Genomic DNA, 22,888 nt, shown 5'->3' with positions numbered 1-22,888 from the left:
ACCTGCCCAACTACCTGGGCTGGTTCCGGGCGCTGGAGCGGAACGCTCAAACGGGCGCAGGAGCCGCGTCATTGCTCAGGTTGGCCATGGCATGACCATCCCGTCCACAATCAACGCGAACAGCGCCATTTTCTTCCCGTTGGTGAGATTCCTGCCTAAGGAAGGTGTTCAAAACGCCCGCGGCGATGGCCACTGAGGCGAGATATTCCACATGGTGACTAATCTGGCGTTTTTGCGGTCTCAAACAAGGGCATTTCGCCCTTGTGGACGGCCCTTTGGCCGGTTGTGGACGCACTCATCCCTGCAGCCCCTGCAAAAGCCTGCGCCGAGCCATCCACAGATTGCTCAGCGCAAACAGCGTCATCAGGTTGGCCGTGTTCTTGGCCAGCCCCCGGTACTTGACCTTGACGTAGCCGAACTGCCGCTTGATGACCCTGAAGGGGTGTTCCACCTTGGCCCGGATGCTGGCCTTGGTCTGCTCCAGCTTCTCCAGGATGGCTCCCATGGGCGTGCCCTTGTCCATCGCACGGCGCTTGCCCGGCATCATCGCAATGTGCCAGTTCACGTCGGGGTGCTGGGCCTGAATCTCTTTGCGCTTCTCAACGCCCCGGTAGCCCGCGTCGGCAAAGACATCGGTTTCTTCACCATGGACCAGCTTGCTGGCCTGCGTCACATCATTGACGTTGGCTGCCGTGCCCACCACGGTGTGAACCAGCCCAGAGTCGGCATCCACGCCGATGTGGGCTTTCATGCCGAAGTGCCACTGATTGCCCTTCTTGGTCTGGTGCATCTCGGGGTCACGGGTGCCGGTGCTGTTCTTGGTGGAACTGGGTGCGGCAATCAAGGTGGCGTCCACCACCGTGCCTTGGCGCAGCATCAGGCCCTTGTCGGTGAGCGTGGCGTTGACGGTGGCCAGGATTCGTTCGGCCAGATGGTGTTCTTCCAGCAGGTGCCGGAATCGAAGGATGCTGACCCGGTCCGGAATGCGTTCGACGCTGGACAAGCCGACAAACTCCCGGTACAGCGCGGTCTCGAAGAGGGCCTCTTCCATGGCCAGGTCGGACAGGCCGAACCATTGCTGGACGAAGTGGATGCGCAGCATGGTCTCCAGCTCAAACGGGGGCCTGCCGGTCTTGGCACGCGGGGCGTGCGGTGCAATCAGCGCCAGCAGCTCGGACCACGGCACCACCAGGTTCATCTCGTCCAGAAACACAGCCTTGCGCGTGCGCCGCTTGCTCAGGTTCAGTCCAAGGTCTTGTTGCTTCATGGCTGTATTGTCAGGCCATGCGCGGCCGGTCACAGACCACGGGGGCAGTGTTTTGAACACCTTCCCTAACTAGCGAGGGCCGGATGCACTCTTCTACTGCTCAGTGGACCCGCCCCGAATCCTCACTAGCAGTGATGGTTACCCAAGCACCCAAGCTCACTTCCGCCGAAGGACGGCGCGACCCGATAGGTGGAGGCAGGTTCGGTTCCCAAACCCGGAATCGAACTGGACGTCGACCTGAGGCACTTGGCTGATGCCACGGCCGGCGGGAACTGATACGATTGCCGGCACTGGGGGGCTGGCTTCCGCTCCTTTCCGCAGGAGTTTGTTGCGGCTCTAAGGCGCTGAGTTACATAGGTTTGGTGCTGGGTTCCACCCCACCGATTCCCCGCAGGAGTCCGAACCATTCCGCACGAACCCGCAGGAACCCTCGCCAGCCCGCACGGTCTGATGGCAGGTCCTTGATTTTGAACAACCTGCTTGACCAGTCCGCACTTGCGGACTGCGGACTTTCGGTATGCCGGCAATCCGCTTGTAACCGTGGTCGGATGCCGCCGTCTTTCGAAACGTCGGTACTTGTCGACATCTACCGACGAAACGGAACAAGTGCCGACGCGGGAAGACCTTTCTGGATTGCCACTACCATCCACGCCGGCAGGTGAGTCCTGGTTTCGAGCACGGCGTTCCAGTCATCCCGCCCGATGCGCCCAACCAACTTGCCGACCGTGGTTTCGGCGAGGTCCGGGCCAAGCCATTCAAGGGCTCTGACGACATCACCGGCGAGACTATCGCCCAGCACCAACATCCACCTGGGGGCACGGCGGATCTCGATGACCTGCTTGCCGAGATTGAGCGTCCGCGCGCGGCCGTCGGTCAGGTAGATCTGTCGGACGGGGACCTGCGTGGTCAGCCCCAGGGCACTGGCCGCAGCCGCGCCATGACGGACGATGGCGTGCCCCGTGATGCGCGCGAGGGACTGGACCAGTTTGTCGGCGGGCGGCGGGACTGGACCGAAGCGGCTGGCCGTCACGGCGACGTACATGCCGCGCGCCACGCGCCTCAAACGCCCATGCCGTGCCAAGCGAACCAACTGCCGCGACGCTTGATCGCGATTGACCAAGTGCTCCAGGTCCAGGCTCCTGAGCAAGGCGCCCTCCGGCTGCGCATCGATCCAGCGGCTGACGATCTCAGTTTGTTTGGCCATGGGCAACGACCGCAGACTGGCTGGTTGATATCTGCAGGCACGACTCCTCGTAGGCTTCGATGTCGACTTGGCGGTAAATCACCCGACCACAGAGTTTCAGGAATTTCGGCCCAATTCCCACGCTACGCCAGCGTTCGAGGGTGGCTTCGCTGATACTCCAGCGGGCGGCCAGTTGCTTTTGATTGAGGTGAACGACGTCCATCTTGGTCTCCTTCCGCATGAGTTGGCAGGAGTCCATGAAGGCGCTGTTCGGTCCGCCAGCCAAGTCAATTCAGAAGACGCGCGGTTACTACGGGAGATCGTTCAGCTCGTAGCTGGTACTGCGCCCGCCCGCATTCGATTTCCGCAGCACGCCGCGCGCGAGCAGGTCGTTGATGTCGCGCAGCGCCGTGTCTGGCGAGCACTTGGCGATCGCCGCCCACTTGCTGCTGGTGAGCTTACCTTCAAAGCCATCGAGTAGCCGGTTGAGCAATTTCACCTGTCGCTCGTTCAAAGGTGTGGCTGCCCAGTGCTGCCAGAAGCGTGCCTTGGTCAGCACGGCATCGAGGGTGTGCTGCGCCTGATCGACGGCACGATGCAGGGTGTCGAGGAACCAGGCCAGCCACTCGGTGACGTCCATGGACCGCTTCTGGGTGCGCTCCAGAATATCGTAGTAGGCCTTGCGCTCCCGCTGGATCTGCGCCGACAGGCTGTAGAAGCGCTGCGGGCTGCCGTCGGCGCGCGCCAACAGCAGGTCGCCGATGGCCCGGGCGATACGGCCGTTGCCGTCGTCGAACGGGTGCAAGGTCACGAACCACAGATGGGCAAGCCCCGCCTTGACGAGCGGTGGCTCACCCGAGTCCGCATTGACCCATTCGAGGAAACGACCTGTCTCGGTCTCCAGTCGATCGGCGGGCGGCGCCTCGAAATGCACGCGCTGGCGGCCGATGGGGCCGGAGACCACCTGCATGGGGCCACTGGCGTCGTCGCGCCAACTGCCGACCTTGATCCTGGAGAGGCCGGAGTAACCAGTGGGAAAGAGCGCCGCGTGCCAGCCGAACAACCGCTCGCGGGTCACCGGCGCCGCGCAGTTGACCGTGGCGTCGAGCACCATCTCCACCACGCCTTCGACATGACGATCGACTGGAGCCAACGCCCCGATGTCGACGCCCAGCCGGCGAGCGATGCTTGAGCGCACGGACTCGACGTTGAGCTGCTCGCCCTCGATTTCGCTGGTCTTGACCACGTCTTCGGTGAGCGCCGCCAGGCTGGCCTGATCGCGCAGCGCCATGCCCACGTCGGCCAGACGCCCCAGCAAGAGCCCTTGAGCACGACTCACATCCGCCATAGGGCCAGCGAGCGCCGCCAGGTCGAAGCGCCAGTCCGGCCAGTCACTGGCCTGCCAGATGTACTTGTAATCGCCGCTGTTCATGCGGTGATTATGGGCTTCATTCTCCGCATGCGCAAGTTATTCACCGCATATAATGCGGCGATAGAAGGTGCGATTCCCCGCACCCCGGGCTGCCTTACCCCGGAATGGGTGTGAATGGGTGTGCTCTTGGTCGGGGGGACGGACGCGGGTTCAATTCCCGATTCCGGAATCGAACCGGACCAGAGAAGCATACGAATTTGAACGGCCATATCGGTGACCGATCCACGGGAAAAACCGCTTGATCGTCCGCTGCCTCTGGCCTGTCAACCCCCGCTTTTCGCAGCAGCCAGCAGGACTTATCAACTTGCCGGAACGCCGGTATCGCGTACTTTCAACGGTCGTTTGGCGCGGGCTGCCGCCCCACCACCATTTCACTGTCCGCGGCAGTCCGCAGACGTTCGCCAAGGGCCTGATTTTCAAGGGAAATCCCGAGAAATCAGGCCCTTTTTGTTTGCGGGCGTCCGTGGGCGTCCGTTGCAATCTGGGGGCATTTGGGGGCATAACTGGGGGCATCGGCCACCCCGGCCAGACTGGATGCCCCCAGATGCCCCTCTCCGATGTCGTCATCCGCAAGGCCAAGCCCACGGGCAAGACGCAACGCCTGTTCGACGGCGGCGGCCTGTACCTGGAGATCACCCCAGCCGGCTCCAAGCTGTGGCGCCAGAAGTATCGCTACGGCGGAAAGGAGAAGCGGCTCGCGCACGGCACCTATCCTGAGGTGACGCTGGCCGAGGCCCGCGCCCGACGCGAGGCCGCGCGCCGCCTGCTGGCGAACGGGATCGACCCCAGCGAGCACAAGAAGGCAGAGAAGGCGGCAGGCGAGGAACGGGCCGCCAACAACTTCGAGGCCGTCGCCCGCGAGTGGCACGGCAAATTCTCCAAGGGCTGGGCCAAGTCGCACGCCGACAAGATCATGGGCCGACTGGAGAACGACCTGTTCCCGTGGATCGGCACCCGCCCCGTCGCCGAGATCAAGGCGCCCGAGCTGCTGCGCTGCCTGCGCAGGATCGAGAGCCGCGGCGCACTGGAGACCGCGCACCGCGTCCTGCAGAATGCTGGGCAGGTGTTCCGCTACGCCATCGCCACCGGGCGCGCCGACCGCGACCCGTCCGCTGACCTGCGCGGTGCCCTCGCCCCGTGGAAGCCCCAGCACTACCCTACCCCGACCGATCCGAAGGCCGTGGGCGAGCTGCTGCGCGCGATTGACGGCTATTCCGGCGGCAACGTGGTCAAGGCCATGCTGCGGCTGGCCCCGCTGGTGTTCGTGCGCCCCGGCGAGCTGCGCCAGATGGAATGGGCCGAGATCGACTTCGACGCCAAGGAATGGAACATCCCGGCGCACAAGATGAAGATGCGCGAGCCGCATCTGGTGCCCCTGTCCCGGCAGGCCCTCGCCATCCTGAAAGACCTGCATCCCCTGACCGGCAACCGCGCCTACGTATTCCCCGGCGGCCACGACCCGCGCAAGCCGATGAGCGAGAACGCGCTGAATGCCGCCCTGCGGCGCATGGGCTACGACAAGAACACGATGACCGCCCACGGCTTCCGGGCCATCGCGCGCACGCTGCTGGACGAGGAATTGAAGTTCCGGCCTGGTCAGTCGTCAAAATCTTCCGTTGCGTCGTTTCCAGCATGAACTCATCCCCCTACAGCCCCGCGTTGACGATCTCTGCTCACAGCTATCCTTCTCCATTCAGGCACATGCGCGCTCATCAGCGCCTTGAACATCCGCCCGTGGCTGGTGTATCGCAGGTGCAGCAGCTCGTGGACGATGACGTAGTCCTGGAAGCGCTCATCTTGCGCGACCAGGTCGGCAGCCAGGGTGACCGTCCCCGTGGACGAGCACGAGCCCCACTTCCTGCGCATCTCTTGGACCCGAATGACGCGCGGGTTGACACGCAGCTTCACCGCCCAGGCCAGTGCCCGTCGTCGCAGTTCTTGCGCAGGGTAGAGGGACGCCTTCACGCCTCGCCCTCCGCGAGCAGCAGTCGGATGATCAGGTCGACCACGCGGGCGCGCTCGTCCTGTCCGAGCGCCAACACGGGTTTGTACATGGCGGCGCGCAGGCGGCGTTGCTCGTCGGGGTTCACCGATGCATTCGGGAAGCGCGACAGGAGCGCTTCGGCATCCTTTGCGAGCGCCATGGCGTCGACCGATGCCGCCTTGACGGCGGGGTCGTCGCGCAAGACCCAGTAGACAGCGAAAGCGCGCGGAGAAAGTCCGCTGTCGCGCGCCGCCTTCATCGCCGTCTCCTTCTCGGCCGCCAGCGCTGCGAGTTGGTCCATCGCGGCCAGACCGGTCGTCTTGCGGTCTTCGAGGTCCTTGAGGATGCGTTCGGCGCGGTCTTTCAGTGGCTGCAGCACCGGGGCTGCGGCGGGGTCTTCGTCGATCTCGTGCTGCAACCCGCGCACGAGGTTGAATACCTTGCCTTCATCGGGACCTTTCTCGCCGCGCAGCGCGTTGAGCGTGGCCACGTCGAAGGTCACGCTCTTGGTGAGCCGACCCAGGCCGTGCTGCTCGGCACTCCCCTCGATGAGCCGGCGCGTCTTGTAGGCCAGATCGGCCACGAAACCAACCTTCTCGGCGTAAGCGTTGCGCACGGCCGCGTAGAGCTGGGAAAGCTGCTTGTAGGTGGCGATGTGGTCACGGAGCCGTGCATCGGGCGAGAGGATCTCCCACAGCGCCTCGATGTCCTTGTAGTGTTCGAAGAAGGTCTTGCGCGCCTCGGGCGTCAGGAAGCGGCCGAACACCAGGCGTTCCAGCCGTTCGTCGGGCGTACCGTCTGTATCCGACTCCAAATAGTCCTTCTTGGCCTGCTCGATGCGCTGCAGAAAGTCCTGCAGCAACACGTCGAGGTCCTCGATCACGCCGCTGACGTCCGAGGAGTCGAACTGCAGGGCCTTCTTAAGCTCGCGCAGCACGCCCACGAAGTCGACCACCAGGCCGACGCGCTTGGCCACGCCGCTGGCGTCCACGTAGGGCCGGTTCACGCGCGCAATCGACTGCAGCAGCACGTGGTCGCGCATCGGCTTGTCGAGGTACAGGCAGTACAGCGGCGGTGCGTCGTAGCCGGTGAGCAGCTTGTCGGTAACGATCAGGATCTTCGGGTTTTCCGCGGGCTTCTTGAACAGCAGGCGGACTTGTTCTTCCTGCTCGTCCGACAGCTGCAGCTCGGCCACCAGCGGCCGATCGATGGCGTCTGCCGCATTCTGGGTATAGACCGGCGCCGTCCACTCGGGCGGCAGCAGCTTGTCCAGCGCCTTCTTGTACTTGGCGCAGGCCTCGCGGTTCACGGCCACCACGAAGGCCTTGTAGCCCAGGGGCAGCACGTTCTCCTTGAAGTGCTCGGCGATGAAGGCGGACACCTTTTCGATGCGGTCGTCCGCCGCCAGGAAGGTGCGCAGCCCCACGGCGCGGTCGAGCACCTTGTTCAGCTCCTCGACATCGGTGACGCCTTCGCTCTCGGCCAAGGCGAAAAACTCTTTGTCCAGGCGATCCGCAGGCACCGTCATTTCGCTCGGCGCCATCACGTGTTTGATCGGCAGGGTCGTCTCGTCTTCGATGGACTCCTTGATCGAGTACTTGTCGAGATAGCCTTGTTCGTCCTCCCGGCCGAAGATCTTGAACGTGCCTTCGCCTTGCGACGTGCGCGCAATCGGCGTGCCGGTGAAACCGATGATGGTGGCCTTCGGCACGGCCGCCATCAGATAGGTGCCGAGGTCCTTGGCGACCGACCGGTGCGCTTCGTCGATGAACACGTAGACGTTGTCGCGCAGGCAGCTGTCTTTGCGGATGGCCTCGAACTTGTGGATCATCGAGATGATCAGGCCGCGGAAGTCGGCGTCCAGCAGTGCCTGGAGTTCGGCCTTGTTGTTGGCCCGCCGGACCGCGATGTCCTGGCTCTGCATCTCGCCGAGCAGGCGCTCGACCCAGCCCTTCAACTGACCTTCCAGCTCGGTGCGGTCCACCACCAGCACCACCGTTGCGTTGGCGAAGCGCGCCTTGTCCTCCAGGATCAGGCGAGCGGCGGTCAGCAGGGTGAAGGTCTTGCCCGAGCCCTGGGTGTGCCAGATGAGGCCACGTGTCTTCGTCGGGTCGGCGCAGCGGTTCAGGATGGCCTCACAGGCGCGCCGCTGGTGCTGGCGCAGCACCGACTTGCGCGTCTCGCCGTCCTGCACGTAGAACAAGATCCAGTGCCGCAGGGTGCGCAGGAAGTCGGTCGGCTCGAAAAAGGCCTGCACCGCGGAGCGGTAGCTCTCCTCCGGCGCCTGCTTCCAGCGTGCCATGTCGCGCCGGTTCACATTCCAGGTCACGCCGTACCAGTAGTCGAGCAGGTGGGTGACGTTGAAGAGCTGCGGGCTGGCCAAGAGCTCCGGCGTTTCCAGTTCGTAGCGGCGCAGCTGCTTGATGGCGCGCTCGATGGCGTCGCCGTCCTTCGGGTTCTTGTGCTCGACGATCACCACCGGCACGCCGTTGACGACGAACATCACGTCCGCGCGGTTGCCCTTGCGTGCCGGGGGCTTGATCTTCCACTCCCAGGTGACATGAAAGGCGTTCGCCTCGACATGCTCGAAGTCGATGAGTTGGACGCGGCGATGGCGCTTTTCCTGCTCGTCGAACCAGGAGCGCTCGCCGCGCAGCCAGGCCAGCCGCTCGCGGTTGCCCTCGATGCTGGCCGGCAGCGCGTCCATGGTCTCGACGATGCCACGCGCCTGATCGGGTTTGAGCCACGGATTGAAGGCGAGCAGCTTCTGTTCCAGCAGCCCCCGGAACAGGCTCGCGGACTCGTCCCCGCGCCGCAGCAGCGCTTCCATCGGCGTGAGCGGCTCCCAGCCGATCTCGGCCGCGTGCTCGACCATCGGGAACTGCACCGTGCCGGCCTCGCTGATCTTGAGGGCAGTCATCGGCACCCCCTTCCGCTGCCGTGCTCGCCACGGGGCAAGGCTGCTGCTACGATGCGGGTCAAAGGTTCCCTCCGGGTGACAAGTGGCCAAGGGCCACTGCCCGTCAGTGACGGGGTAGCTCGGAGGGTCATCTCTTGCAAGTGGGAACGGGAAGGCCCGTTCGGCGGTCGTCGCCTGGTGTAACCGGGGGCGGCCGTTTTCATTTGAGGAACTCCTTCAGGCCGAAGACCTTGCCGCTGCGGTAGAACTTCGGGTCGATGACCGCGTGAGGACGGTTCTTCGCATCCCGCCGAAGCGCGAAAAAGAAAAGCCCCGGGGGTCGGCGCTTCCCGGATGAGGGTGGGAAGGCTTACTGCCAGGGGCGGATGAGAGGCACATCATACGGCCGGCTCCGCCGCAGGGGAAAGCGGCTCCGCGGGGGCTTGCAACGCGGAGAGGTCCAGTTCATCGACGCGGATCTCGCCGGTCATCAGCTTGTGCAGCAGGGCCTTGAACAGTTCTTCCAGCACCGTGCGCTTCTTGCGGTGCAGTTCGATCTTGCGGTCGATGGCGTCGAGGATGGCGACGATGTCGCGCTGCTCATCAATGGCCGGCACTGGCATTGGCAATTCGGCAAGGCGGGCACGCGAAAGGTTGGGGATAGTGGTTTTGTTACCTGCGCCCTCGTAAACCTTGCGATGACAAAAGCCAACCTCCAACCACGCTGCGGCAAACTTCGGCTCAATTGAGCCGCCAATCAGCGGCCTCAAGCGATGGAGATGGTTTTGATACGTATAGCCCGGCTCCTTCGATTCCCACACGGCGGCGCGACCGATTTCCCCACCCTCGCATACAAGCAAATCTCCCTGCCTGAGCCACCGGTCGCCGATCAACTCCGGCGCGACATGCATGCGGCTCACGTTTTTCAAGTCGATGCGCCCCCAGTAGACATTTGATGTACGCAGAAAAGGGACGCCATCAGATCCGCCCGATAGGTTGCCCTTCAGAGAAAGCCCCTGAACGATCTCGAATACATGGCCAATGGCCTTGATCTGCCAGCTCTCCGGCACCGGCCCGATCTCGGTCTCCTTCTGCGGCTCGCCGCGCAAGCCGCGCGTGAATAGCTCGCGCATGGCGGCGCGTTTGATTTCGGCTGTGGCATCCGAGAGTTGAGCCTGAAGCGCTATCGCGCTTTCCAGCTTGAACAACAGGCTCGAAATCAAGCGCTGTTCGGGAAGCGGCAAGATGGGAATCTGCAAAGCTGTCAGCATATGTTTGCTGACATGCGGAATTGTTGAACCTGTCGTTCCGTCGTTGAGTTTGTCGAACGCCGTCTTGAGAAAGAAGTAGCAGAAACCTTCATCGAGCACAGAATCGTCAGGCCTGATAAGCGCCATCGTCGACGCCAGCACAGCGTCCTTGCCAACGAACACCTCCCCCGCATTCGAGCCGTCCCAGATGAGAACCGGGCAGCCACTCCTCGTAAGGACACAGCTCGCCAAATCAGTAGATGGAACGAACTGCGTTGCAATGCCGGAACGGAAATACTCTGCCGTGGCGTATGGAAACGAGTCGCTAGATGAATCCGATATCAAGCGAGGCGGTTTTCTGCCTTTGGTGATGGCAACGACTTCGCCAAGTGATCGCGTAAGCCAAGCTGCGCTCATGACTTCAACCTCGCGAATACGAGGGCAAGTTCGGCGTCAAGTGCCGATTCTTTCGACTTGAGGGCCTCTAGTTCCGCGATCAATTGCGGGATATCACGATGCTCGGCGCTACCGTTCTGCCCCACCCACCTGCTCGGACTGAGGTTGTAATCCGCCTCCCGCGCCTGCTCGGTGGTGATGACCGCCAGCTCCCCCTCCACCGGCTCGCCCTTGAGGTACATCGTCGCCAGCGGCCGGATGTCCTCCTCGGGCAGGTAGTTCTTGGGCCGGCCCTTCTTGAAGCGGCGGCTGGCGTTGAGGAGCACGATCCGGCCCTTGCGCGCGGCGCTCTTGCGCTTGGAGAGCACGACGATGACGCCGGCGGCCGTGGTGTTGTAGAAGAGGTTCTCCGGCAGCAGGATCACACCGTCGATCAGGTCCTGCTCGACGAACCATTTGCGGATGGTGCGTTCCTTGTCCTCGTTCTTGGAGCCGGAGCCGCGCGTCACCGCGCCGGTGTCCAGCACCACTGCGGCGCGGCCGTGGTCGTTCATACAGGCCAGCGTATGCTGCAGCCAGGCCCAGTCCCCTTTGCCGCTGGTGATGCCGCCGGCAGTGCGGAAGCGGTCGAAGGGGTCGTTGGCGAAGATGTCCGGCGCAAAGGGCTGGTTCCACATCGGGTTGGCGACGACGATGTCGTGCTGCCTGATGGAACCGTCCGCGTTGCGGAACTTGGGGTTGATCATGGTGTCGCCGCGCGCGAGCTCCACCTCCATGTCGTGGATGATGGCGTTCATCTGCGCCACGGCGTAGCTTTCGGCCTGCAACTCCTGGCCGCTGAGCTTGAGCGGCACGCGGCTCGTCGGGTCCAGCTCCCGTGCGACAAGCTGGAGCTTGATCAGCAGCCCCGCCGAGCCGCAGGCGTAGTCGTGGCAGGTCTCACCGGGCTTGGGCCGCAGGATGTGCGCCATCAGGAAGCCGACCTCGGTCGGCGTGAAGAACTCGCCGGCGCTTTGGCCCGAGCCTTCGGCGAACTTGCGCAGCAGGTATTCGTAGGCACGGCCGAGGAAGTCCGGCTGCACGTCGGCGAGCCCCAGGCGGTAGCGCGGATCGGAGAAGGTCTCCACCACGGCGCGCAGCTTGGCCGGGTTGATGTCGCGCTCGCCGTTGCGCTCGGCGGCGAAATCTACGATGTCGATGACGCCCGAGAGCGAGGGATTCTGCTTGACCACGGCGCGCACGGCGCGAGTCAGGTGCTCGCCGATGTCCCGGGGCGCGGTCGGGCGGCCGCGCTCATCCAGCGGCCAGTCGTACTGCTCGCGGCCGCTGATCACCGCCCAGCGGGCCTCTGGCGGCAGGTAGAAGCGCAGCAGCGAGTGGTCCGACTCGGCGATCTCCAGGGCGGTGGCGCGATCGCCGTACTCCTCGGCCAGCCGCTCGATCTCGTCGTCGAACACGTCGGACAGGCGCTTGAGGAAGAGCAGCGGCAGCAGGTAGTCCTTGAACTTGGCTGCGTCCTTCTCGCCGCGGATGGAGCAGGCCGCGTCCCACAGCATCTGCTCCATCGGCTTGGTGGTGGGGGTGGCGGCCGCTGCGCGGCCCGTGCGACGCCGCGTCACCTGAGCGGCCGCTTCAGCGGGCGGGGGGGCTTCGGCTTCCTCGACTCCAGCCCCCCGCGCCAGTGCGAGGATGGCCTCTTGCGCCGCGCGCTGCGGCTTGGTGCCGCCTCCTTCCCAGCGGTTGACTGTGGCGAACGAGACCCCGAGCCGCTCGGCGAGCTGTTCCTGGGTCAGGTTCAAGGCCGCGCGCGTGGCGCGGAGGATCGCGGGGAAGTCGGGTTGTTGTGTCATGTTTGCGATGTTTGATATATTTTCTATGCTTGTCAAGCAGATCGTGAAGCCGCAGCGACGGAGCGAACCTCAAAGAGAGCTGGACCAACCGTGACCGTGCGAACGGCTGGGGGCGGCACCGCCCGCGAGGAAAGTCATGCTCGTTGTGTCTAGTCGGTAGTTATTGACATCTACCGACATATCGCAACATCATGGCGGCATGCACAGTTCGCACCAGCGCATTCTGGAACTGGCCGCCCAGCGCGGCCTGATTCGCCCGCTCGATCTCCATGAGCACGGGCTGCCCACGGTCGCGCTCACGCGGCTGGTGCGGCAAGGGCTGCTCCAGCGCGTGGGACGGGGCCTGTACGCCATTCCGGACCGGCCCGTCTCGGAACACCGTGCACTCGCCGAGGTGGCACGCAAGCACCCGCAAGCCATCATCTGCCTGCTGTCGGCACTGCGCCTGCACGAACTCACCACACAGTCGCCGTTCGAGGTCTGGCTGGCCATCCCCAACAAGGCGCGCGCGCCAAAGATGGACTATCCGCGGCTTCGCATCGTGCGCTTCTCCGGCGCCGCGCTGACGCAAGGGATCGAGGAGCACCTCATCGAGGGCGTGCCGGTGCGCGTGACCAACGTCGCCCGCACGGTGGCTGACTGCTTCAAGTACCGCAACAAGATCGGCCTGGATGTCGCGCTGGAGGCGCTGCGTGAGGCCTGGAAAGGAAAACGCGTGGGCATGGACGAGCTGTGGCGGTCTGCCCAGCTGTGCCGGGTGGCCAATGTCATGCGTCCCTACTTGGAGAGCCTGACGTGAGCAGCCGCAACACCGCCGCCTCGGTACGCACCCGCCTGCTCAACCGCGCCCGCGAGACCCGGCAAGACTTCAATCTGATCTTGACCCGCTATGCGCTCGAGCGCCTGCTTTACCGGCTCAGCATCTCCCCCTACGCCGACCGGTTCCTGCTGAAAGGCGCGCTGCTGTTCGACTTGTGGTTCGACATCCCACATCGCCCGACACGCGACGCCGACCTGCTGGGCTTAGGCATCGCCGAGATCCCGCATGTCGGGGCGGCGTTTCGGGACATCTGCACGGTGGAACTGGACGACGGCATACGCTTCCAGCCTGACTCGGTACACGCGGAGGAGATCCGCAAGGAAGCCAACTACTCCGGTGTCCGGGTCACGCTGATCGGCCTGTTGGACGGTGCCCGATGTCACGTCCAGGTCGATGTGGGTTTCGGCGACGCCGTGCCCCCCGGCCCCGAGGTCGTCGACTACCCGGTGATGCTGCCGGACATGCCAGCCCCGAAGCTGCGCGCCTACCCCCGGTATACGGTCGTCGCCGAGAAGCTGGAGGCACTGGTGTGGCTCGGCATCGCCAACAGCCGCATGAAGGACTACTTCGATCTCTGGATCTTGTCGCGCCACACCGACTTCGACGGCGCGCTCCTGTGCAAGGCGATCCACGCCACCTTCGAGCGCCGCAGGACGCCGCTGCCGGATGGCGTCCCGTTTGGCCTGAGCGACGAATTCGCACAGGATCGGCAGAAGCAGACCCAGTGGCAAGCATTCTTGAGGAAGAATGCCTTGGACGGGCTTCCGCTTTCCGAGGTCGTTGCCGGCGTGCGTGGGTTTCTATCGCTGCCGCTGGATGCGCTCCGGCATGGCGCTGCATTTCATCAGACCTGGCTTGCCGGAAGCGGCTGGACGCCGAGTGGCGATGGATCGGGCTGATGAGCGCTCTGTGCTTTCTCTGAAGCCCCACGGCTTGCGATCCTGTTCGGAATCCGGGTTGGACGTTGGTGAGGACTCCACCACCATGCATCCCGACGCCCCGCCGGCGCGATCCGGCGGGGCGTTTTCGCATTCAGGGGCCGGAAACAGAAACGGCCCGGGAAGGGGGTCCCGGGCCGTTGCACGGTTCCGTGTGCGCGCAGCGAGCGTCAGTCCTCGGCGCTCTGGTACTGGGTCAGGTAACGGCCGGCGGCGACGGCGAACGCGGCGCGGGTGACCACCTTCGACGGGTCGAAGTAGGCGTGCAGCTTCGGCTGCAGGTCGTACGGGCCCTGGGTCAGCGCGAAGCGGGCGTTGATCAGGCCGAGGTCGAGCGCGAGCTGGACGTAGCCGCGCAGGCTGGCCGGGATGGACGCGGCGTCCTCGATCGGAATCCGCTTGCCGTCATAGAACGCGGTCAGCTCGCCGCTGAACGCGCGCGCCTGCGCCTGCAGGCCCATGCTCTGCACCAGCGAGTAGGCCAGGCTCACCCGGGTCACGCTGTCGTTCGGACGGAACGCACCGTTGACCGTGCCCATCACGCCATCGTGGGTCTGGCTCAGGTCGCGCAGCGGCGCGCCGCGGGCGACGGCGGACTCGGCGTAGGCGTAGCGCGGGTCGCCGGCCGTCAGGTCGGTGAAGCTGGAGCGGCCGTTGAACGGCAGGTGCTGGCGCACGGTCGCGCCCATCACCAGGTACTGCGCGAGCTCGCTGCGCTTGAGCGCGTGGTCGGGGCGGAACTGCTTGTCGGAGTAGCTGTCCACCAGGCGGTTGGCCACCGCGAACTCGATCGCCTGCCGCGCCGGATGGTTGGCCACGTCGTTCAGGCCGGTGTAGCCGCCGCTGTTGAGGAAGCTGATCTCGCCGTCCACGTAGCCCGGCGCGCCGTAGCCGTTGGTGACCTTGGCCGGATCCAGGTCGACGCCCGAGACCGAGCCGAAGCCGCGGATGGTGACCTTCCACTTGCCGGGCTTGCCGGGAGCGCCGGCGACCACGGTGCTGCCGATCAGCGGCAGCGCGATCGAGGAACCGTAGCGGTTGCCGTCCGGATCGATCAGCACCACCGCGACGGTGTTGGCGTCCACGGTGGCGCGCGCGGTCACCCAGGCGACCTCGGGGCCGACGTCGAACTCCATGGTGTCCACGGTGCCGACCGGACTGAAGAACAGCGAGAACGGGATCGGGTCGCGGCCGGGGGCGAGCAGCGCGTTGGCGTTGAACTCGCGCAGCGCGTTGACCGTGGCGCCCCAGCCGCTGCGCACGCCGGCCGCCTCGGCGACCGCGGCATAGGCGTTGACGTGGCCGGCGCCGGCCTCCCACGACAGGCGCCCGGTCATGTTGGTGGCGGTGCGCTCGAGGATGTCCTTGACCTGCAGCGGGGTCAGGTGCGGGTTGGCCTCGAGCATCAGCGCGATGATGCCCGACACGTGCGGCGTGGCCATCGAGGTGCCGCTCATGTAGCAGTAGAACGGCGCGTACGCGGTCGGCACGTTCGGGTCGTCCACCGCCGGCGTGCACAGGGTGCCGGTGCTGGCCCAGGTGGACAGCACGTTCACGCCGGTGGCGGTGATGGTGGGCTCGTTGATGTAGGTCCACTCGCGGCCGTCGGGCATGGTGAAGGTGCCCATCTCGCCGCGCTTGCCGCGCGAGGAGAACGAGGTCAGCACGCCGTCCTTCTCGCCGGCGGCCACCGAGATCACCCACGGCGCCTGCGCGTACGGGTTGTGGGTGTCCTCGTCCGGGCCGTCGTTGCCGGCGGCGAACACGCTGACGATGCCGCGCTTGTACAGCTCGTAGGTGGCGATGTTGACCGGGTCGTACGGCTCGAACTTGCCGCTGGTGCCCCACGAGTTGCTGGTGATGCGGATCGGGTGGTCGTAGGTGAACTGGTTGGTGGCGGCATAGTCCAGGCCGCCGACCGCGTCGAGGATGAACAGCACCGCGCCCGAGCCGTAGCCGACCAGGTCGGCGCCCGGGGCGACGCCGCGGTACAGGCCGTTGGAGCGCGCGCCGGTGCCGCCGATGGTGCCGGCGACGTGGGTGCCGTGGCCCGAGCCCCAGTCGGTGTTGGGCACGCCCTCGATGTAGGTGATCGGCAGCAGCGAGCTGACCGACGCGAGGTTGGTCGCGCCCTGCGTGTTCTGCACCAGGTGGTGGCCGAACTTGATGTCCTCGTGGGTGCCGTCCACGCCCGAGTCGTTGACCAGCACGGTGACGCCGTAGCCGCTGAACGGGATCGCACGGCCGTAGTCGCCGGGGTTGTTGACCGCGCGCGCGGCGCCGGAGATCTCGCGCGATTCCTTGTTGAAATAGCGCAGCGGCGCGTTCCAGTAGATGGACACCACGTCGTCGCGCTGGGCCAGCGCGCGGATCTCCGCGGGCGTGGCGAGCGCGCCGGCGATGGGCAGGGTGCGCATGGTGATGCCCTTGGTGATGCCGAGCGCCTGCAGCGCCTGCACCTGGGCGGAAGTCACCGGCACGGACTGGTCGAAACTGACCACGACCTGCAGCTCGTCGGTCGGCGCGGCGGCCGCCATCTTCTGGAGCAGCTTCGGGTCGAGGTGGGCGTCGGCCAGGGCGATGCCGCTGGCGAGCAGACCGGCGGCCAGCAGGCTGATGCGGACACCGGGCGAGGGGGCGGAAGAGGGGCGACGGTTGCGCATGGGATTTCGAGGCTCCGGAAAGATCCGCGGCACTGCGGAACGTGCCGGCACCTTCGCGCGCCGCCATGCCGGAACCCATCCGGTGCTTACCCCAGGCGACGCAGGTGAAACCCCCCAGGGCGCGGACGCGGCCGCCCCGCCGGCCGCGTCGCGATGAACGATGGTGAAAAATGAATGCGGAAATGGGGGAAACCCCTACTGACGACGCCTGCCGGGCTGTTGTAGCCTGCGCTGGTCTGATCCGCGGCTCCACCGCCACTCACGGACGAGAGCTGCGCTCCCGGCGCATTGCGGCGAGGCCGCCAACCCACCGAGGGGAGTGGAAGCAATGCGCAGTCCCGGATTCTTCTCCAGGTTCCTGCTGGCCGCGGGCCTGCTGGCAGGCGGTGCGGCGGCATCGGCCCAGTCCCTGCCGGTCACGGTGGACGTGGCCGGCAAGACCGCGACCGTCGTGGTCGGCCTGCCCTCCGCACCGCTGGCCGACCTGACCCTGACCTTCGACGACGTCAGCGGCCTGACCCCCGCCAGCCTGGGCGTGAACGCGCAGCTGGTGAACCTGGGCGACCCGGCCCTGCTCGCGCGCCTGCCGGATCCGCAGCTGACCTCGCTCGACTCGTCGCTGCCGCTGCTGATCACGATCGAGCCGCCCGCGCTCGGCGGGCTGAGCTTCCGCCGCAGCGGGCGGATCGAACTGCACACCCACGCCCTCGCCTACGCCCTGGGCAGCTCGTACCGGCTGCTGAAGGCGCCGCTGGGCGGGAATTTCGTGGACATCACCGACGAGGTCGCGCCCGGCAGCGTGCGTGCGCGCGGCACCTACGGCGGTTTCTCGCAGTTCCTGATCGTGGCCGACCTGCGGCCGACCAGCAGCGTGGTCGCGGCCAAGATCGCCGCGTTGCGGGCGCGGGTGGACCGGCTCCCCGCGGCCGAACAGCCTGCGTTCGACGCCTGGCTCGACACCGCCGAGGCGGCCGTGGCCAGCGGCGCCTATGCCGACGCGATCGCGGCGGTGGACGCCTTCCGCGCCCGCGCCAGCGAGCGCGCCGGCACCGCCATCGCCGACCAGTGGCGGGCCACGCGCGACGTGGAGAACCACGCCGGCGAGCTGATCGCGGGCGCGGCCACGCTGCGCTTCTCGATCGCGTACCTGCGCGACTACGGCGACTGACGCCGGCGCGCAGCATGGGCCGGGGCCGCGCGCCCCGGCCCGCCTCCCGCCCGCCCCGGCCGTCCCCTGGCGGGGCGTTTACACTGCCCGCATGCAGGCGCGCCTGATCGCCTATCCGCCCGAGCATGCCGCGGTGGTCCGCGCCGTGGACGCCGGCGCCGTGCTGCGCATCGGGCGCGCGCCGGACTGCGACCTGGTGCTCGACCACCCTTCCGTCTCGCGCCGCCACGCCGAGCTGCGCCGCGAACACGGCGCCTGGCGCGTGCGCGACCTGGGCAGCAAGAACGGCACCTACGTGGACGGCGCACCGGTGACCGACGGCGCCGACCTCGGCGCGAACGGGTGGCTGCGTTTCGGCGACGTGTACTGCGAGTTCGCCCTGCTGCCCGACGAGGCGCAGGCCGCCAACGACGCCATCCTGCGCGCGCGCCGCACCGCCGCCACCGCGCACACCGCGCGCCTGGGCGGCATCGCCCGCCTCGGCGACCTGCTCGGGGCCAGCCTGCGCGCCGTGGTGGAACTGGCCCAGTGCGACCGCGGTTTCGTGCTGCTCGCCGAGGGCGGCGACTACCGCGTGCGCGCGAGCCTGGCGCTCGATCCGGCCCGTCTGGCCACGCGCGAGTTCTCCGGCAGCGTCGGCGCCGTGCAGCGCGCGCTCGACACACGCCGGCCGGTGGTGGTGAACGACATCGGCGGCGAGGCCTGGCTCGCCGCGCGCCAGTCGGTGATGGCGGCGGGCCTGCGCGCACTGGTGTGCCTGCCGCTGCTGGACGGCGAGCGCGTGCTCGGCGCGGTGTATGCCGACCGCACGCGCCCCGGCCCGCCCATCACCACGCTCGACCTCGAGCTGCTGCAGGCCTTCACCGAAGGCGCGGCGGTGTGGATCGCCGCGCGCCAGGCGAGCGAGCAGCTGCAGGCCGCGACGCCCGCCCCCGACTGGCGCGGCATCGTCGCGGCGCACGGAGGCCGGTGATGCAGGGCCCCGGCGCCGACGGCGAGGCCACCGCCACCGGCCTCTACCGCCACGCCGAGCTCGCGCCCGGCACGGTGCTCGGCGGACGCTACCGGATCGAGGCCCTGCTCGGCGTGGGCGGCATGGGCGTGGTGTACCGCGCCACCGACCTCGCGCTCGAGGTGCCGGTCGCGCTCAAGCTGCTGCGCCCGGAACTGATGCACCGGCCCGAGGCGTTCGAGCGCTTCCGCCAGGAACTGCTGCTCGCGCGCCAGGTGTCCAGTCCGCGCGTGGTGCGCATCCACGACCTCGCCCGGCACGAGGACCGCTGGATCATCAGCATGGACTTCATCGAGGGCGAGTCGCTGGACCGCCGCCTCGACCGCGAAGGCCGGCTCCCGCCCGAGGACGCGTTGCGCATCGCCCGCCAGCTGGCCGAAGGGCTGGCCGCGGCGCACGCGGTCGGCGTGGTGCACCGCGACCTCAAGCCGGCCAACGTGCTGCTGGACGCGCAGGGCAACGCCTACATCAGCGACTTCGGCGTGGCGCGCTCGCTGGCCGGCAGCGGCCGCACCCAGTCCGGCACCGTGGTCGGCACGCCCGACTACCTCTCACCCGAGCAGGCCCGCGGCGAGCGCGTGGATGCCCGCAGCGACCTGTATGCGCTGGGCCTGATCCTGTACGAGATGCTGGCCGGCGCACTGCCGTTCGCCGGCGGCACCGTGACCGAGGCGCTGGCGCAGCGGATGCTGCGCAGCCCGCCGCCGCTGAGCACGGTGCGCGACGACCTGCCCGACTGGGTGGTGCGGCTGGTGGACCGGCTGCTGCGGCCGCAACCCGCGCATCGCCTGCCGAGCGCGGAGGCGGTGATCGCGGCGCTCGACGCACGCCGGGTCCCGCGCGAGGGCTGGCGCGTGCGCTGGCAGCGCGCGCGCGGCGCCTGGATCGCGGCCGGCCTCCTGGTCGCCGCGCTCGCCGCCGGATTCGGCGCGTGGTGGTGGCAGCGCACGCAGGCGCCGGCGATCGCCGCTTCCGCGCCGCTGCAGCGCGTGCTGGTGATGCCGCTGGCGGACGAGGGCACGCTGCCGCAGGCGCGCCTGGTCGCGCTCGCCGACGCATTGCGCGAGGCGATCGCGGACGCCGGCGTGGCGGTGGTGGACCGCGAGCGCACGGTGCAGGCCCTGCGCCAGCTCGACCCTGCCGGCGGCGTCCCCACCGATCCCACGGCGCTGCACGAACCCGCCGCCGCACGGCGCGTGCTGCAGCCGCGCCTGGTGCAGGACCGCGGCCGCTGGCGCGTGGTCGCCACGCTGCACGACGCGGCCGACGACCGGCCGCCGCCGGCCGTCGCCGGGCCGGACGCCGCCGACCCCGCCGCCGCGCTCCGCGCCTTCGCGCTGTCGGCGCAGGCCGCGCGCCTGCTCGGCACCGCCGCGCCCCTGCGGCTGGACCTGCCCGCTCCCGCCGCGCTCGACGCCTACGGCGCCGGCCTGCTGGCCGCCGAGCGCGGCGAACTGGCACAGGCCGCGGCGCAGTTCGAAACCGCCACCCGCGCCGCGCCGGACATGCCCGCGCTGTGGCTCGCGCGTGCGCGCCTGGCGCTCGCGACCGGCGAACAGGACCTCGCCTACGAGGCGGTCGAACGCGGCCTGGCCGCCGCCGGCGCCACCCCGACCCGCGTGCAGCGCCAGCTCGCCGCCGAACGCGCCCTGCTCGACGGCGATGCGCCCGCCGCGATCGCGCAATGGCGCGCCCTGCTCGAGGCCGTGCCCGACGACACCTGGGCCGAGCTCAACCTGGCCCGCGCGCGCGGCGCCGGCGGCGATTTCGCCGCCGCGATCGAGGGCCTGCGCAGGCTCACCGCGCGCGACGGCCAGGACCCGCGCGCCTGGTACGAGCTCGGCAAGTTCTCGATCCTGCACGGCCAGGCGCAGCGCGCGGTGGACGAGTACCTGCTGCGCGCGCTGGTGCTGTTCAAGCGCAGCGGCCACCGCTACGGCGAGGCCGAGACCGTCAACGCGCTCGGCATCGGCTACGCGCGCCTGGGCCAGACCGCCGATGCGATCGAGCAGTACCGCAAGGCGGTGGAGCTGCGGCGCGCGCTCGGCAACCGCCGCGGCCTGGCCACCAGCCTGCGCAACCTCGGCAGCGTGCTGGCGCTGACCGGCCGGTTCGACGAAGCCGCGCAGCACCTGGAGCAGGCGCGCGCGCTGTACCTCGCGCTCGGCGACCGCGCCGGCCTGGCCGCGGTCGAGAACGAGCTCGGCCTGCTGGCGGAGGAACGCGGCGATTTCCGCACCGCGCTGGCCGCGTTCCGCCGCGCCCTGCAGGCCTGGCGGCAGGTCGAGGATCCGGTCGGGATCGCGCGCGCCCTCAACGACATCGGTTTCGCCCAGTACCAGCTCGGCGCCTACGACGACGCCCAGGTGTACTGGCAGCAGGCCGCCGACGCCTACGCGCAGCAGGGCGACGACACCGGCCGGGTCCGCGCCACCCAGAACCTCGGCCTGCTCGCGCTCGCCCGCGGGCGCTGGGACGAAGCGCGCCAGCTGCTCGAACGGGCCCAGGCCGAGGCCACGCGCCGGCAGATGCACGAGGAACTCGCGGTCGGCCACCGGCACCTGGCCGAACTGGAATGGATGCAGGGGCACCTGGCCGCCGCGATCGGACATGCCGAACGGGCCCAGGTGCTGTTCGCGCAGCGCGAGGATCCGCGCGGGCGGCTCGATGCCGGACTGCTGCACGTGCGCGCGCTGCTCGCCGCCGGCGACGCGGCGCAGGCGCGCGCGCGCCTCGACGCGCTCGAGCCCTTGCTCGCCGAGGCCTCGACCGAACAGCGCGCGATCGCGCGGCTGCTGCAGGCGCAACTGGAGGACGGCACCGCCGCGCGCACCGCCCTGGCCGAGGCGCAGCGCCTGGCGGAAGCCTCCGGCGTGCGCCAGCTGCAACTCGAGATCGCGCTCGAGCGCGCCCGCCGCGGCACGCCCGACCCGACCCTCGACGAGGCCACCGCCACCCTCGGCCACGCCGCGTTGCGGCTGGAATGGCTCCGGCTCGCGCTGCAGGCCGCCCTCGCGCGCAAGGACGCCGCGGCCGCGGTGGCCCATTACCGCGAAGCCGCGCAGTGGCTGCGCGCGGGCGATTACCTCGGCGCCGCGGCGCTGCATGGGCTGGGCGCGCAGGCGCTGGCCCTGGCCGGCGATGCGGCCGGCGCGCGCGCGGCCGAGGACAAGGCGGCGCAAGCCGCGGCCGCACTGCAGGCCGCCTCTCCGCGCACCCGCCGGGAAGGCGCCGGAGCGAACCCATGAAAGCCCCCCCGCTCGATCCGCAATCCCTGCACGAACTGCAGCTACGCTACCAGCGCCTGCTGGAACGGCTCGAGGCCAACGAACGCGAGTTCCGCCGCCTCGGCCGCGCGGTCTGGCGCGTGCAGGAGGACGAACGCCGGCGCCTGGCGCGCGAGCTGCACGACGGCCTCGGCCAGAACCTGACCGCGCTCAAGCACCGCCTGGAGCGGATCGCCGCCACCCTGCCCGAGCCGCAGCGCGCCGAACTCGCTGACGCGGTGGCGTTGTGCGGCGAGGCGCTCGACGACACCCGCCAGCTCTCGCGCCTGCTGCGCCCGCCGATCCTCGACGACCTCGGCCTGGAAGCCGCGCTGCGCTGGCTGGCGCGCAGCATCGGCGAATCCGGCGGCCCGCAGGTCGAGCTGGAGATCGAGCCGCTGCCGCCGCTCGACGGCGAACTGCAGACCCTGCTGTTCCGGGTCGCCCAGGAAGCGCTCAACAATGCCGCCAAGCACGCCGGGGCCCGGAGCGTGCTGCTGCGCCTGGTCGCGCGCGGCGGCCTGCTGCAGTTGCAGGTGGCCGACGACGGCCGCGGCTGCGACCCGGAACAGGCCCTGCGCGCCGGTGGCAGCGGCCTGTCCGGCATGCGCGAACGCCTGCGCCTGTACGACGGCCGGCTCGAACTGCACTCGGTCCCCGGCGAAGGGACCCGCGTGCGCGCGGTGCTGCCGCTGCCGGGTGCCGCGCCCGCTTGACGCCGGCCGGGGCCAGCGCGCAACGTGCGGTCGGGGGAGGCGCG

Annotated in this window: 17 protein-coding genes; 8 read left to right on the top strand and 9 right to left on the bottom strand. The window is 68.2% G+C overall.

Features of this window, described 5'->3' with window-relative positions:
- A partial coding sequence (locus FPV26_RS12765) for a hypothetical protein (protein ID WP_220429084.1) occupies nucleotides 1-196 on the top strand: 196 nt, incomplete at its 5' end.
- A gap of 99 nt (nucleotides 197-295) precedes the next feature.
- On the opposite strand, the gene FPV26_RS10160 is transcribed toward FPV26_RS12765, so the two are convergent.
- The 4 genes from FPV26_RS10160 to FPV26_RS10145 all read right to left on the bottom strand — a co-directional run bounded on the left by FPV26_RS10160 (nucleotide 296) and on the right by FPV26_RS10145 (nucleotide 3,882).
- Nucleotides 296-1,267 carry an IS5 family transposase gene (locus FPV26_RS10160; protein WP_147653768.1) on the bottom strand — a complete coding sequence of 324 codons (972 nt, stop codon included), beginning with the start codon at nucleotides 1,265-1,267 and terminating at the stop codon, nucleotides 296-298.
- 586 nt (nucleotides 1,268-1,853) lie between these two features.
- Nucleotides 1,854-2,471: a DUF6088 family protein gene (locus tag FPV26_RS10155; protein WP_147653767.1), complete on the bottom strand. Its 618-nt coding sequence runs from the start codon at nucleotides 2,469-2,471 to the stop codon at nucleotides 1,854-1,856.
- The gene (locus FPV26_RS10150; RefSeq protein ID WP_125076807.1) at nucleotides 2,455-2,673 is read right to left on the bottom strand and encodes a helix-turn-helix transcriptional regulator; all 219 of its coding nucleotides are present in this window, start codon (nucleotides 2,671-2,673) and stop codon (nucleotides 2,455-2,457) included. Before FPV26_RS10150 ends, FPV26_RS10155 begins: the two co-directional genes overlap by 17 nt.
- An 87-nt stretch (nucleotides 2,674-2,760) precedes the next feature.
- On the bottom strand, nucleotides 2,761-3,882 hold the full coding sequence (locus FPV26_RS10145) for a Fic family protein (RefSeq protein WP_029577187.1): 1,122 nt from the start codon (nucleotides 3,880-3,882) through the stop codon (nucleotides 2,761-2,763).
- A gap of 544 nt (nucleotides 3,883-4,426) precedes the next feature.
- On the opposite strand from FPV26_RS10145, the gene FPV26_RS10140 reads away from it, so the two are divergent.
- The gene (locus FPV26_RS10140; RefSeq protein ID WP_147653766.1) at nucleotides 4,427-5,518 is read left to right on the top strand and encodes a tyrosine-type recombinase/integrase; all 1,092 of its coding nucleotides are present in this window, start codon (nucleotides 4,427-4,429) and stop codon (nucleotides 5,516-5,518) included.
- Between the two features lie 2 nt (nucleotides 5,519-5,520).
- Here the strand turns inward: FPV26_RS10140 and FPV26_RS10135 are convergent, their stop codons facing one another.
- The 4 genes from FPV26_RS10135 to FPV26_RS10120 form a co-directional block, all read right to left on the bottom strand.
- Entirely contained in the window at nucleotides 5,521-5,847 is a 327-nt protein-coding gene (locus FPV26_RS10135; RefSeq protein WP_147653765.1) for a M48 metallopeptidase family protein, read from the bottom strand.
- Complete coding sequence (locus FPV26_RS10130; protein WP_147653764.1) at nucleotides 5,844-8,786, bottom strand: type I restriction endonuclease subunit R; 2,943 nt, start codon at nucleotides 8,784-8,786, stop codon at nucleotides 5,844-5,846. The genes FPV26_RS10135 and FPV26_RS10130 overlap by 4 nt, the downstream gene beginning before the upstream one ends.
- A 377-nt stretch (nucleotides 8,787-9,163) precedes the next feature.
- Nucleotides 9,164-10,432 carry a restriction endonuclease subunit S gene (locus FPV26_RS10125; RefSeq protein WP_147653763.1) on the bottom strand — a complete coding sequence of 423 codons (1,269 nt, stop codon included), beginning with the start codon at nucleotides 10,430-10,432 and terminating at the stop codon, nucleotides 9,164-9,166.
- The gene (locus FPV26_RS10120) at nucleotides 10,429-12,261 is read right to left on the bottom strand and encodes an N-6 DNA methylase (protein WP_147653762.1); all 1,833 of its coding nucleotides are present in this window, start codon (nucleotides 12,259-12,261) and stop codon (nucleotides 10,429-10,431) included. Before FPV26_RS10120 ends, FPV26_RS10125 begins: the two co-directional genes overlap by 4 nt.
- A 199-nt stretch (nucleotides 12,262-12,460) precedes the next feature.
- Between FPV26_RS10120 and FPV26_RS10115 the strand changes: the two genes are divergently transcribed.
- Entirely contained in the window at nucleotides 12,461-13,060 is a 600-nt protein-coding gene (locus tag FPV26_RS10115; protein WP_147653761.1) for a type IV toxin-antitoxin system AbiEi family antitoxin domain-containing protein, read from the top strand.
- Nucleotides 13,057-13,980, top strand: coding sequence for a nucleotidyl transferase AbiEii/AbiGii toxin family protein (locus FPV26_RS10110; protein ID WP_147653760.1), 924 nt, complete (start codon nucleotides 13,057-13,059; stop codon nucleotides 13,978-13,980). Before FPV26_RS10115 ends, FPV26_RS10110 begins: the two co-directional genes overlap by 4 nt.
- Nucleotides 13,981-14,189: 209 nt before the next feature.
- Here the strand turns inward: FPV26_RS10110 and FPV26_RS10105 are convergent, their stop codons facing one another.
- The gene (locus FPV26_RS10105) at nucleotides 14,190-16,682 is read right to left on the bottom strand and encodes a S8 family peptidase (RefSeq protein ID WP_181952624.1); all 2,493 of its coding nucleotides are present in this window, start codon (nucleotides 16,680-16,682) and stop codon (nucleotides 14,190-14,192) included.
- Nucleotides 16,683-17,010: 328 nt separating this feature from the next.
- Between FPV26_RS10105 and FPV26_RS10100 the strand changes: the two genes are divergently transcribed.
- The 4 genes from FPV26_RS10100 (at nucleotide 17,011) to FPV26_RS10085 (ending at nucleotide 22,844) form a co-directional block, all read left to right on the top strand.
- Nucleotides 17,011-17,850 carry a DUF6689 family protein gene (locus FPV26_RS10100; RefSeq protein ID WP_147653759.1) on the top strand — a complete coding sequence of 280 codons (840 nt, stop codon included), beginning with the start codon at nucleotides 17,011-17,013 and terminating at the stop codon, nucleotides 17,848-17,850.
- Between the two features lie 91 nt (nucleotides 17,851-17,941).
- The gene (locus tag FPV26_RS10095; RefSeq protein WP_147653758.1) at nucleotides 17,942-18,823 is read left to right on the top strand and encodes an FHA domain-containing protein; all 882 of its coding nucleotides are present in this window, start codon (nucleotides 17,942-17,944) and stop codon (nucleotides 18,821-18,823) included.
- A complete protein-coding gene (locus FPV26_RS10090; RefSeq protein ID WP_147653757.1) occupies nucleotides 18,823-22,110 on the top strand; it encodes a serine/threonine-protein kinase in 3,288 nt (1,095 codons plus the stop codon). Before FPV26_RS10095 ends, FPV26_RS10090 begins: the two co-directional genes overlap by 1 nt.
- Nucleotides 22,107-22,844 carry a sensor histidine kinase gene (locus FPV26_RS10085; RefSeq protein WP_147653756.1) on the top strand — a complete coding sequence of 246 codons (738 nt, stop codon included), beginning with the start codon at nucleotides 22,107-22,109 and terminating at the stop codon, nucleotides 22,842-22,844. Before FPV26_RS10090 ends, FPV26_RS10085 begins: the two co-directional genes overlap by 4 nt.
- Nucleotides 22,845-22,888 lie beyond the last annotated feature (44 nt).

Origin of the sequence: Vulcaniibacterium gelatinicum, assembly GCF_008033445.1 — a bacterium.
GTDB classification, from domain to species: Bacteria; Pseudomonadota; Gammaproteobacteria; order Xanthomonadales; family Xanthomonadaceae; genus Vulcaniibacterium_B; species Vulcaniibacterium_B gelatinicum.
The sequence above is the reverse complement of the archived record's forward strand: the minus strand, read 5'-3'. Positions and strand labels throughout refer to the sequence as shown.

What these genes read in the sequence shown, in the direction of transcription:
- FPV26_RS10160 (WP_147653768.1), bottom strand. Translation starts at nt 1,267, where the DNA reads ATGAAGCAACAAGACCTTGGACTGAACCTGAGCAAGCGGCGCACGCGC.
- FPV26_RS10155 (WP_147653767.1), bottom strand. Translation starts at nt 2,471, where the DNA reads ATGGCCAAACAAACTGAGATCGTCAGCCGCTGGATCGATGCGCAGCCG.
- FPV26_RS10150 (WP_125076807.1), bottom strand. Translation starts at nt 2,673, where the DNA reads ATGGACGTCGTTCACCTCAATCAAAAGCAACTGGCCGCCCGCTGGAGT.
- FPV26_RS10145 (WP_029577187.1), bottom strand. Translation starts at nt 3,882, where the DNA reads ATGAACAGCGGCGATTACAAGTACATCTGGCAGGCCAGTGACTGGCCG.
- FPV26_RS10140 (WP_147653766.1), top strand. Translation starts at nt 4,427, where the DNA reads ATGCCCCTCTCCGATGTCGTCATCCGCAAGGCCAAGCCCACGGGCAAG.
- FPV26_RS10130 (WP_147653764.1), bottom strand. Translation starts at nt 8,786, where the DNA reads ATGACTGCCCTCAAGATCAGCGAGGCCGGCACGGTGCAGTTCCCGATG.
- FPV26_RS10125 (WP_147653763.1), bottom strand. Translation starts at nt 10,432, where the DNA reads ATGAGCGCAGCTTGGCTTACGCGATCACTTGGCGAAGTCGTTGCCATC.
- FPV26_RS10120 (WP_147653762.1), bottom strand. Translation starts at nt 12,261, where the DNA reads ATGACACAACAACCCGACTTCCCCGCGATCCTCCGCGCCACGCGCGCG.
- FPV26_RS10115 (WP_147653761.1), top strand. Translation starts at nt 12,461, where the DNA reads ATGCACAGTTCGCACCAGCGCATTCTGGAACTGGCCGCCCAGCGCGGC.
- FPV26_RS10105 (WP_181952624.1), bottom strand. Translation starts at nt 16,682, where the DNA reads ATGCGCAACCGTCGCCCCTCTTCCGCCCCCTCGCCCGGTGTCCGCATC.
- FPV26_RS10100 (WP_147653759.1), top strand. Translation starts at nt 17,011, where the DNA reads ATGCGCAGTCCCGGATTCTTCTCCAGGTTCCTGCTGGCCGCGGGCCTG.
- FPV26_RS10095 (WP_147653758.1), top strand. Translation starts at nt 17,942, where the DNA reads ATGCAGGCGCGCCTGATCGCCTATCCGCCCGAGCATGCCGCGGTGGTC.
- FPV26_RS10090 (WP_147653757.1), top strand. Translation starts at nt 18,823, where the DNA reads ATGCAGGGCCCCGGCGCCGACGGCGAGGCCACCGCCACCGGCCTCTAC.
- FPV26_RS10085 (WP_147653756.1), top strand. Translation starts at nt 22,107, where the DNA reads ATGAAAGCCCCCCCGCTCGATCCGCAATCCCTGCACGAACTGCAGCTA.